The 377-nt window shown below is 70.0% G+C and carries 1 protein-coding gene; it reads right to left on the bottom strand.

Annotated features, from left to right (window positions below; all coding sequences use genetic code 11):
• Window positions 1–363 (bottom strand): TonB-dependent receptor plug domain-containing protein (locus tag AB4Z35_RS31160; protein WP_442101321.1); only part of this gene is annotated, 363 nt, incomplete at its 3' end.
• Window positions 364–377 lie beyond the last annotated feature (14 nt).

The following is a 377-nucleotide window of genomic DNA, read 5'->3' as shown; positions in this document are numbered from 1 at the left end:
GTCCAGCAGCTGCATGACCGAGCCCTGCCCGGCGAAGCCGCGCGCGGTCAGCGAGGTGCCGCCGTTGCCCGGCGACGGATTGCCGGTGATGCCGGTTGCCCGGGTCACGGCCTCGCGCACGCTCTGGTCGCCCCGCGCGCGGATGGTCTCGCCGCTGATGACTTCGACGCTGGCCGGCGTCTCGAGCGGCGTCAGGCCCATGCGGCTGCCCGTGTATTCGGGTTTCGAGAGCGCCAGGCCGGGATAGATGGCCTCACTGACGACCACGGGCGGCAGTGACGTGTCCTTCTGTTCGGAGGTTTCCTGTGCGAAAGCACAGGGAAGATTGAGGCCGGCCACGGCACCAAGTGATGCGGCCAGCACGCGCGGTCGACGCC

This window comes from Pseudomonas sp. KB_15 (assembly GCF_052114525.1).
Lineage (GTDB): Bacteria > Pseudomonadota > Gammaproteobacteria > Pseudomonadales > Pseudomonadaceae > Aquipseudomonas.
The sequence above is the reverse complement of the archived record's forward strand: the minus strand, read 5'-3'. Positions and strand labels throughout refer to the sequence as shown.